The organism is Rahnella sp. GSA61A (assembly GCF_019969905.1).
GTDB lineage: Bacteria > Pseudomonadota > Gammaproteobacteria > Enterobacterales > Enterobacteriaceae > Rahnella > Rahnella aceris.
Map to the genome: position 1 here is coordinate 119,020 of NZ_JAHXYO010000015.1, position 10,341 is coordinate 129,360.

The 10,341-nt window shown below is 52.9% G+C and carries 8 protein-coding genes; 3 read left to right on the top strand and 5 right to left on the bottom strand.

Annotation, left to right across the window (positions count from 1 at the left end; all coding sequences use genetic code 11):
• The 3 genes from hldE to LC431_RS18570 form a co-directional block, all read right to left on the bottom strand.
• Complete coding sequence (gene hldE, locus LC431_RS18560) at window positions 1–1,428, bottom strand: bifunctional D-glycero-beta-D-manno-heptose-7-phosphate kinase/D-glycero-beta-D-manno-heptose 1-phosphate adenylyltransferase HldE (protein ID WP_037034176.1); 1,428 nt, start codon at window positions 1,426–1,428, stop codon at window positions 1–3.
• A gap of 87 nt (window positions 1,429–1,515) precedes the next feature.
• Window positions 1,516–4,353: a bifunctional [glutamate--ammonia ligase]-adenylyl-L-tyrosine phosphorylase/[glutamate--ammonia-ligase] adenylyltransferase gene (gene glnE, locus LC431_RS18565; RefSeq protein WP_223510153.1), complete on the bottom strand. Its 2,838-nt coding sequence runs from the start codon at window positions 4,351–4,353 to the stop codon at window positions 1,516–1,518.
• Window positions 4,354–4,410: 57 nt separating this feature from the next.
• Window positions 4,411–5,718 carry an inorganic triphosphatase gene (locus tag LC431_RS18570; protein ID WP_013573953.1) on the bottom strand — a complete coding sequence of 436 codons (1,308 nt, stop codon included), beginning with the start codon at window positions 5,716–5,718 and terminating at the stop codon, window positions 4,411–4,413.
• A gap of 280 nt (window positions 5,719–5,998) precedes the next feature.
• Between LC431_RS18570 and LC431_RS18575 the strand changes: the two genes are divergently transcribed.
• On the top strand, window positions 5,999–6,619 hold the full coding sequence (locus LC431_RS18575; protein WP_013573952.1) for a TIGR04211 family SH3 domain-containing protein: 621 nt from the start codon (window positions 5,999–6,001) through the stop codon (window positions 6,617–6,619).
• A 130-nt stretch (window positions 6,620–6,749) separates the two neighbouring features.
• Window positions 6,750–7,985: a multifunctional CCA addition/repair protein gene (locus tag LC431_RS18580; protein WP_013573951.1), complete on the top strand. Its 1,236-nt coding sequence runs from the start codon at window positions 6,750–6,752 to the stop codon at window positions 7,983–7,985.
• 78 nt (window positions 7,986–8,063) lie between these two features.
• On the opposite strand, the gene bacA is transcribed toward LC431_RS18580, so the two are convergent.
• Together bacA and folB are read right to left on the bottom strand one after the other, a co-directional pair.
• Window positions 8,064–8,888 (bottom strand): undecaprenyl-diphosphate phosphatase, encoded by an 825-nt coding sequence (bacA, locus tag LC431_RS18585; RefSeq protein ID WP_037034331.1) that lies wholly within the window; start codon window positions 8,886–8,888, stop codon window positions 8,064–8,066.
• A 186-nt stretch (window positions 8,889–9,074) separates the two neighbouring features.
• Complete coding sequence (gene folB, locus LC431_RS18590) at window positions 9,075–9,431, bottom strand: bifunctional dihydroneopterin aldolase/7,8-dihydroneopterin epimerase (RefSeq protein WP_013573949.1); 357 nt, start codon at window positions 9,429–9,431, stop codon at window positions 9,075–9,077.
• Between the two features lie 107 nt (window positions 9,432–9,538).
• Here folB and plsY point away from each other — a divergent pair, with 107 nt between their 5' ends.
• Complete coding sequence (gene plsY, locus LC431_RS18595; protein ID WP_013573948.1) at window positions 9,539–10,168, top strand: glycerol-3-phosphate 1-O-acyltransferase PlsY; 630 nt, start codon at window positions 9,539–9,541, stop codon at window positions 10,166–10,168.
• The last annotated feature ends 173 nt before the right edge of the window (window positions 10,169–10,341 follow it).

Sequence of the window (10,341 nt, forward strand, 5' to 3'; positions counted from 1 at the left end):
TCAGTCCTGCGCTTTGATCTGATTGATGATTTTGGTAGTGGACAAACCATCTTCAAAATTCAGCACACGGACTTCGCCGCCATTCGCCCAGACTTCCTGACAACCGGCGATTTGCTCAGGCTTATAGTCGCCACCTTTCACCAGCAGATCAGGCAAGATCCCGGCGATCAAACGCTGCGGCGTGTCTTCATCAAAAGAAACCACCCAGTCCACGGCACCCAGTGCGCCCAGCACGATCATGCGGTTTTGCAGCGCGTTTACGGGACGGGTTTCGCCTTTCAGGCGTTTGGTCGAAGCATCGCTGTTAACGGCGACAATCAGACGGTCGCCCAGTTTGCGGGCGTTTGCCAGGTAAGAAACGTGTCCGGCATGCAGAATGTCAAAGATGCCGTTGGTCATCACGACTTTCTCGCCGCGCTGACGCGCCATCGCCACGGCGGCTTTTAGCTGTTCTTCGTTCATCACGCCAAAACCAACGTCTGAACGCCCGCCGATCGCATTTTCCAGTTCAACCGGCGAAACGGTTGAGGTGCCGAGTTTACCCACCACCACACCGGCGGCGGCGTTCGCCAGGAAGCAGGATTCTTCCAGCGTATTACCGGCGGCAAGAGCCGCGGCCAGCGTACCGATCACCGTGTCACCGGCACCGGTCACGTCATACACTTCCTGCGCCTGCGTTGGCATATGGAATGGCGCTTTGCCTGGCTGTAACAAGGTCATGCCGTGTTCAGAACGGGTGACCAGAAGCGCGGAAAGTTCGAAATCAGCGATCAGTTGCATACCACGGGCGACAATTTCATCTTCGTTTTTGCAACGACCGACAACGGCTTCGAATTCGGACAGATTTGGTGTCAGTAAAGTCGCACCACGGTAACGTTCGAAATCAGATCCTTTAGGATCAACCAGCACCGGTACGCCAGCTTTTCTCGCCAGCTGGATCATTTTCTGCACTTCAGTCAGTGCACCTTTGGCGTAGTCTGACAGCACCAGTGCGCCACTTTGTGGTAAAGCTTGTTCGATTTTGGTCAGCATCGGCTGGAGATCAACACCTTCAAAACCTTCTTCAAAGTCGAGGCGGATCAGTTGCTGGTTACGGGACAATATACGCAGCTTAGTGATGGTCGGATGCGTGGATAATGCCACGAAATCGCAGTTTACTTTCACTTCCGCCAGACGCTCACTCAGGGCACGGGCGGCATCGTCAACGCCGGTCAGACCGATCAGACGCGAAGAAGCACCGAGAGACGAAATGTTCATCGCCACGTTTGCCGCGCCGCCAGGACGTTCCTCGATGGTATTGACCTTCACCACCGGCACCGGCGCTTCCGGTGAAATACGATTGGTCGGGCCATACCAGTAGCGGTCTAACATTACGTCACCGACAACCAGCACACCCGCGCGGTGAAAATCAGGCAAAGTCACTTTCATCCCAAGACTCCAAAACAGATAAATCAAATCGGGTAAACACAATGCGCCGGATAATATCACAAGCGCCTGTTACCCGAATAAAAACCCTCAGCCCAGCCAGTTCGCCCAGCTGGCGCGGATTTGCGCGCGCTCCGCCGCAAAACTGTCTGCGGCCACTTTCCCGCTGTGCTCCTGCAAAGCGAGGTGATGAATTTCATCGCGCAGCGTGACATAAGCCTGCGTCAGATTTCGAGCCTCTTCTTCCGGCATGATGTCGTGTTGCGCCATCAGCTCAAAAATCCTCACATTATCGGACCAGCGCGTCAGCTTCGGCTCATCATGCGCGAAACGCAGAACCAGATATTGTGCAATGAATTCAATATCCGTAATGCCACCCGGATCGGCTTTCAGATCGAACTCGTCGGCTTTTTTACTGCCCAGATGGGCATACATTTTCTCGCGCATTTCACGGACCTCCTTACGCAGTCCTTCACCATCGCGCTGGCGGCAAAGAATGTCGCTACGCGTGGCATTAAATTGCTGCGTCAGTTGCGGATCACCGTAAACCACGCGCGCGCGAACCAGCGCCTGATGCTCCCATGTCCAGGCTTCATTGGCCTGATAATCGGCAAAAGCTTCGATGGTGCTGACCAGCATGCCGGAGGCACCGGAAGGTCGCAGACGCGGGTCAACCTCATAAAGAATACCTGACGACGTACGGGTGCTGAATAAATGCATGATGCGCTGCGCCAGCCGCAGATAAAACTGACGCCCGTCGATGCTGCGTTCGCCATCGGTCATTACCTCCGGCGCACAGTCGAGCAGGAAGACCAGATCCAGATCCGAGCTGTAACCCAGCTCCCAGCCACCGAGTTTTCCGTAACCGACCACGGCAAAACCGCGCCCTTCACGGTGCTGAAGATGCGCTGGCTGACCGTATTTTACGACCATCTGTTCCCACGCCTGTTGCACCACAACGTCGAGAATGGCCTCCGCAAGGTAGGTTAAATGGTCACTGACTTTCATCACCGGCAATGCGCCGGAAATATCCCCGGCTGCGATGCGCAGATGCTGCGCCTGCTTGAACTGACGTACCGCTTCAAGCTGTTGTTCTTCGTCTTCCGTCGGCACCCGCATCAGATACTGGCGCAGTTCGTCGCGGTACGCGCCCGGCTCCACCGGCTGGTAAAGCGTGCGTGTGTCGAGCAGTTCATCGAGCAATAAAGGATGGCGGGCGAGTTGGCTCGCGACCATCGGTGAAGCGGCGCACAGGCGGATTAACTGTTTGAGCGCACCGGGGTATTCCACCAGCAGCTCGATATACGTCGTACGTGTGACGATATTGAGCAGCAACTGCATCAGGCGCTGCAATGTCACATCGGCATTTTTATAGGTGCAGACCTGCGCCAGCAAACGCGGCATCAGCAAATCCAGCTGGTCGCGGCCACGCGGCCCGATCGTACGTTTATCTACATCACGGCGGAAATCGGCAATCTGATATAAAACATGCCGTTGCGCGTTTTCGTCAAGTTGCGGCACCAGTGGCGCCAGTTCGGCAGGCTCAAGCGCATCAATCCATAAACTGCTGAACTGGGAGAGTTGCACATCATCTTCAGCATCTGGCGTGTCATCACCAATCAGCTCGTTAAACACCGAGCGCACGGCCTGCATGTGAGCATTCACTGCATCCAGAAGCTGCGGCCAGCCGGCATAATTCATCCCCCACGCCAGACGTGCCTGATTCAGTTCATCTGACGGTAAGGTTTGTGTTTGCTCGTCCGCTATTGCCTGCAACAGATTTTCCAGACGGCGCAGGAACAGATAGCTGTTACGCAACTGCAACACCTGTTCTACCGGCAACAGCCCCAGATTTTCCAGCGCCTGAAGCGTTGGCAGCAACGCACGCTGCTGCAATGCCGGTTCGCGCCCGCCACGGATCAGCTGGAATACCTGCACGATAAATTCAATCTCACGGATACCGCCTGCGCCGAGTTTGATGTTGTCTTTCAGACCCCGGCGGCGTACTTCACGAGCGATCATGCCTTTCATGTTACGCAGAGACTGGATCACACTGAAATCGATATAACGGCGGAAGACAAATGGCATCAGCATTTTGCGCAATTCCTGACTGCTGATGTCCTCCGCGCCGCCCATCAGACGCGCTTTCACCATCGCGTAACGCTCCCAGTCACGCCCCTGTTCCTGATAATAATCCTCCAGTGCCGGGAAGCTCATCACCAGCGGGCCGCTGTCGCCGAACGGGCGCAAACGCATGTCCACGCGATATACAAAACCGTCGATAGTGGGCTGATCCAGCACTTTGATCAGCCGCTGGCCGAGACGGGTGAAAAACTGTGCATTATCCAGTTCACGCCGCCCGCCGCGGGTCTGACCATTTTCCGGATAAGCAAAAATCAGATCGATATCCGAGGAGAAATTCAGCTCGCCGCCGCCCAGTTTACCCATCCCGAGGATCAGCATTCTTTGCGGTTCGCCAGCAGCATTGACCGGCGTACCAAACTCGCGACAGCAAGCGTCGTAAAGCCAGCCGCGGGCGCTGACAATCAATAATTCCGCCAGTTCACTCAACTGATGAAGCGTGTCTTTCGCTTCACTGGTTTGCGCGGACTGCGACCACGCAATGCGGGTCAGAATGCGACGACGAAACAGACGTAACGCTTTCATCAGCCCGGCTTCGTCAGCCACCTGTGTCAGCGATTCCTCCAGCCACTGGCGGTAAAGTTGCCACTCCTGCGCCTGAGGGGGATTTTGGTCAATTTCATGCCACCACTGCGGAAAAGCCAGCAAACTGTCCGTTACGAATTCACTGCTGCTCAGCACGGCCAGTTGCGCATCATCGGGAAGGGGCAGGTTTTCAGGATGTTCACGCCAGCGTTCAAGCAAACTCTGCGCATGGCTTTGCAAAACAGAAGAAAGTGGCAACATGAAGTCAGATTCCTTGCAAAAAAAAGCCCGGGCAATTTGCCCAGGCTTATCAGTCAATTAACGAGGTTGTCCGTTTAACCAGAAAGCATCCATCATCACCGCGTGAGAACGGGCCGAATCCTCCCAGGCGTGTTGCTGCTGAACGATGGCCTGTTGCAGATCGGCCCAGCCGGCAATATACGCGGCAACGTCTTTTTCAGGGTAAGCACCGGCCAGCAAATGGAAGGTAATGATCTGGCGTTTAAGGCGCGCCAGTTGGTCACGATAGCCTTCTTCCGTCAGCGGCTGTGCAAAGGCTTCTTTCAGATCGGCGGCAGTGCGGCCGAGCATGATGTCAGCAAAGCGCTTGAAGGAACCGTCCATTTTTTTCGCGGATTTATCATCAATAAATGGCGCCCACCCTGATGTTGCCAGCCAGGAAGTAAGCACTAACTTGCATTTCAGATATGTCGCGCTGTAACAGATTTCCTGTGCATCCGCCGATTTCTGTTCCAGAACCGGCACCAGATCAGTAAGTAAGGTGCGCAGCTCAGACGAGGCTTTACGCGGCACAAGTCCGCCGAACAGCACCAGAACCTGGCGCACAGTTTCCACGGCCTGCAACACAGTCAGGCGCGCAGTTTTGTCGCCGCGAACCCACAATTCTTCATGATATTGCCAGTGATCCAGCGCCAGTTCGAACATCGCAGACATAGCCTGCTCAACCGTAGCTTTCGGTTTCGCTTTAAACACCGGCAGCGGTTTGATGTCACGGGCAGGATTGCCCTTTGCAAGATGATAACCACGAGCCGCCTTGCTGAAACCACCCTGCCGCAAGCCGCCGTGCGCGCCAATTTCAGCCGCCAGCGCCAGTAAATCGGCGGTGTTACCTTTTTTCAGCTCAAGTTCAATTTCAGCCAGTGGTTCGTTTAATTCGCCAGCCACCACTTCGCCCTGATCTAACCCAAGTTCGATCTCGCTTTCGCCGTAAGTGATCACCCACTTCTCGCGGGTGAAATCCGTGCGGAAGAGCGGAGCGAGTTCTTTCTGCAATGCAGCGGGTTTGCACCCTTCCGGCCAGATATCTTTCGGGAACGCGCTGAGTTTCAACACCGGCTTTTTCAGCTCAACGTTGTATTCAGGGCGCTGATGTAACCCCCCCACCACTTTGCCACCGGTTTTGATGGTCATTTCATACTGATCGTCAAAACCACGGATCCGCAGACCCATGTCATGCGAACGTAAATAGTTTTCCGCAGTCTCAAAATAGATGTTGGTCAGTTTCGAAGGCGCGGTGTGCTCGCTGTTAAAACCAGCGAGTTGCGAAGGTAATTCGGCGATTGCGGCCGGGGTGGCGATAAATTTTAATTCTATTTCTACGGTCATATGAGTCTTCACACCGATTCTTTGCTGCCAAAAGGGATTAACGCGTCGCTGCCAATTCTATCATAAGCACAGCGCGCAAGCCGCATGTTGCGGGATTGTAAGATAGTTCTCATTCCGGTTTATACATTGCGTCGTCACACTGTTGCCCTTACTATCGGTCTCCAACTTTTAGTACTTATATGAGTGCAATGGCCGGACAGTGGCGGTTGCCAGAAGACGTATCCTGATAAAACGGATCCACACTTCACGTTCCCTAAATTCACAAAGAAACGATGAAATAATGCAGAAATTACGCCTAATTGGTTTCGCTTTGCTTGGTTTAAGCATGACATGGGGCGCTCACGCTGATGAGAAGCGCTATATCTCCGACGATTTGATTACCTATATCCACAGTGGTCCAGGTAATCAGTATCGCATCGTTGGCACCCTGAATGCCGGTGAAGAAGTCACCCTGCGCAGTGTCAACGACAGTACGAAATACGGTGAGATTGTTGATTCAAAAGGTAAAACCGCCTGGATCCCGCTTGATCAGTTAAGCAATGTGCCGAGCTTGCGTACCCGCGTTCCGGATCTGGAACAACAGGTGAAAACGCTGACCGACAAGCTGACCAATATTGATTCCAGCTGGAACCAGCGCACGGCAGAAATGCAGGCCAAAGTCTCTTCCAGTGACGGCATCATCAACGGCCTGAAGAAAGAAAATCAGGATTTGAAAAATCAGCTGATCGTGGCGAAGAAGAAGGTTGACGCGGTCAATGTGCAGCTCGACGACAAACAAAGAACCATTATTTTACAATGGTTTATGTATGGCGGCGGTGTCGCGGGTGTCGGTCTGGTGCTGGGTCTGCTGTTGCCACATCTCATCCCACGTCGCAGGAAAAAAGATCGCTGGATGAGCTGACAGCTCAGCATCCTGATCGTTTCCCTAAGGCACTTCGGTGCCTTTTCGTGTTTCCATCAGTCAGGAAATCTTCAGCGCAACTTTGCTATGATGAAGACAGAGTCCTTTGGCTAATTTCAGGAGTTATCGCGTGGAGATTTACCTGGTCGGCGGCGCAGTCCGAGACAGTTTATTAAACCTGCCTGTGTCTGAACACGATTGGGTGGTAGTGGGCGCGACGCCTGAATATATGCTCGAAAATGGCTATCAGCAGGTCGGTAAAGATTTTCCGGTCTTCCTGCATCCGGTCACTCACGATGAATATGCGCTGGCCCGTACTGAGCGGAAATCTGGCTCCGGTTATAACGGCTTTACCTGTTATGCCGCACCGGATGTCACGCTGGAACAAGATCTGATGCGTCGGGATCTGACCATTAATGCCATCGCCAAAAGCAACGATGGCGAACTTTTCGATCCCTATCACGGTCAGCGTGATATCGAACAACGCCTTTTGCGCCACGTTTCCGATGCTTTCGGCGAAGATCCGCTGCGGGTTCTGCGCGTTGCCCGCTTTGCTGCACGCTTCGCGCATTTAGATTTCACGGTCGCCCCGGAAACGCAGGCGCTGATGCAACAGATGGCGGAAAGCGGTGAGCTGGAAGCCCTCACACCTGAACGTGTGTGGAAAGAAACTGAGAAAGCGTTACAAACGCAGGATCCGCAGGTCTATTTCCAGGTGCTGCGCGATTGTGGCGCCCTGAAAGTGCTGTTTCCTGAAATCGATGCATTATTTGGCGTGCCTGCACCGGCGAAATGGCATCCGGAAATTGATACCGGCATACATACGCTGATGACGCTGAAAATCGCCAGCACCCTGACGCCTGACGTCGATGTGCGTTTTTCGGCGCTTTGCCATGATTTGGGTAAGGCTCTGACGCCGCCGCAATTCTGGCCTGCCCATCACGGTCATGGCCCGGCGGGCGTGAAACTGGTGGAGGAACTCTGCCAGCGGCTGAAAGTGCCGACGCACATTCGTGATTTAGCGAAACTGGTCGCGGAGTTCCATGACCTGATCCACACCGTCAATAAACTGCGTCCGGAAACCTTGTTAAAACTGTTCGACACCATTGATGTCTGGCGTAAACCGCAGCGTCTTGAGCAGATGATCATGACCAGTGAAGCCGATGCGCGCGGGCGTACGACATTTGAAAATAATCCCTATCCGCAAGGCGATTACCTGCGTGAAGCCTTTGCAGTCGCCAGCAGCGTTTCAAATAAAGAGGTGCTGGATGCGGGTTTCCAGGGTATGGCTATCCGTGATGAACTGAAGAAACGCCGTACTCAGGCGCTCGCCGACTGGAAACAAACTCAGGACGTGGCGATTTAAACGCTGGCTTTATTCATAAGAAAAGCCCCGCCGGTGATTCACCGTGCGGGGCTTTTTATTGCCTCAGGGAAGCAAAAATCAGGCGATAAACACAAAATACACGGCAATTGCCACGAAGAAACGGTAAATCGCAAACGGGATAAACGAAATACGTTTAATCACCGCCAGGAAGGTTTTAATTGCGATCAACGCAACAATGAACGCAGAGACAAACCCTGTGGCAAACATCGGTAAATCCGCCATATTCAGGAAGCTGTAGCTCTTGTACAAATCCAGAGCCGTCGCGCCCATCATCATCGGCACCGCCAGCAGGAAAGAGAACTCAGATGCCGCAAAACGGCTGATCCCCATTAACATCCCCCCACTGATGGTTGCCCCTGAGCGGGAGAACCCGGGCCAGAGCGCCAGACACTGAAAAACACCAATCATAAACGCCTGCACGTAGGTGATGTCATCCAGTCCCTCGGCACGCGGTTTTTTAGGTTTCAGCAACTCGGCAGCAATCAGCAAAATACCGCCGACCACCAGTGCATACATGACATATTTTGGCTCGAACAACGCTTTGATTTGAGAGTGCAGAAGCAGCCCCAGTACCGTTGCCGGAATCATCCCCAAAATAATATGCAATAAATTTAAACGACGAGAACCCGAGCCTTCATGAACCGGCGGTTTACCAAAATGCAAACCTATCATGTTGAACAAACGACGCCAGAACATCACGACCACGGCCAGAATTGAACCTAACTGGATAACCACTTCAAATGATTTTGAGGTATCTCCCGTAAAGCCAAGAAGATTGCCGACAATAATCAAATGACCGGTAGAAGAAACAGGCAAAAACTCGGTGAGTCCTTCAACCACCCCCAAAATAGCCGCAACAAGCAAAGAATGACTTTCGACGATCATTATCGCACCCTACCCTTTAAAAGATCCGCTGATGGGAAATATGCTTACAATACACACAATAAAAAAGCGGCATCATGCTGAGCCGCTTCAGTAAAGAAAACCCGGCAACCCGGACTTTCCTTTTAACGCTTCTTTATGACATTCAATAGACAAGCGTTTTCTAAATTGTATCCATAACAGGATTTAAAAACGCTTTCCACGCTCGATAATCACGCCGACATTCGCTGCCTGAGCAACAGCGCCCGGTTTGCTGAGCTTAATCCGAACCCACGGAGAATTAAACCGGCTCAGCAGCAATGTCGCCACCTCTTCCGCTACGCGTTCAACCAGCGCAAAATTTTGTGAAGAAACATGCCCGATCACCGCATCACTGACATCAGCATAGCTTAAACAGTCATTCACATCGTCAGTGGCGGCGGACTTTTGGTTATCCCAGGCCATTTCGATATCGAATACCAGTTTCTGTTTAATGGTCTGTTCCCATTCGTAAGCGCCAATGGTAGTGATTACATTTAGTTGCTCAATAAATACGATATCCATCACGTGATTCTCTGTTTTTGGCCCAGCCGGATACCACTTCCAGCAGAAAATGCGTATTATCCATGGATGTTGCGATTAAAACGACCCTTATTAGACGGAACGGCTTTATGAGTGCTACCGCGCTTGGAATGATTATTTTCGCCTACCTCTGCGGCTCGATTTCCAGTGCTATTCTGGTCTGCCGGGTAGCCCGTTTACCCGATCCGCGCACAGCGGGCTCAGGCAATCCCGGCGCCACCAACGTTTTACGCCTGGGTGGCCGTCTGGCCGCTGCCGCTGTTCTGATTTTCGATGTCCTCAAAGGCATGCTGCCGGTCTGGCTGGCATACCGTCTGAACATTCCGCCTATGTATCTTGGCCTGACGGCCATCGCGGCATGTCTTGGCCATATCTATCCGGTCTTTTTCCGCTTTAAAGGCGGCAAAGGTGTTGCCACGGCGTTTGGTGCTATCGCCCCCATCGGCTGGGACCTGACCGGCCTGATGACCGGCACATGGCTCCTGACCGTGCTGCTGAGCGGCTATTCGTCACTGGGTGCGATCGTCAGCGCACTGATTGCGCCATTTTATGTCTGGTGGTTCAAACCGGAGTTCACCTTCCCGGTCGCCATGCTTTCCTGTCTGATCCTGTTGCGTCATCACGACAATATTCAGCGCCTGTGGCGTGGTCAGGAAGGAAAAATCTGGGATAGGCTGAAGAAAAAACGTAAAGCGGCGAAAGAAGATAAGACCGAATAGTCAGTAAAATGCAGATTGCAGACATAAAAAAACGACCTCAGGCGGGTAATGCCGATCGTTTAAGGATCAGTTGACCGATCCGGTGGCTCGTGTAAAAAGGGTTCATGCTCATCATGGACCCTTTTTAAATGGAACTTTCACAAGCTCTCGGTATTATCAATCTTACTGCCCCC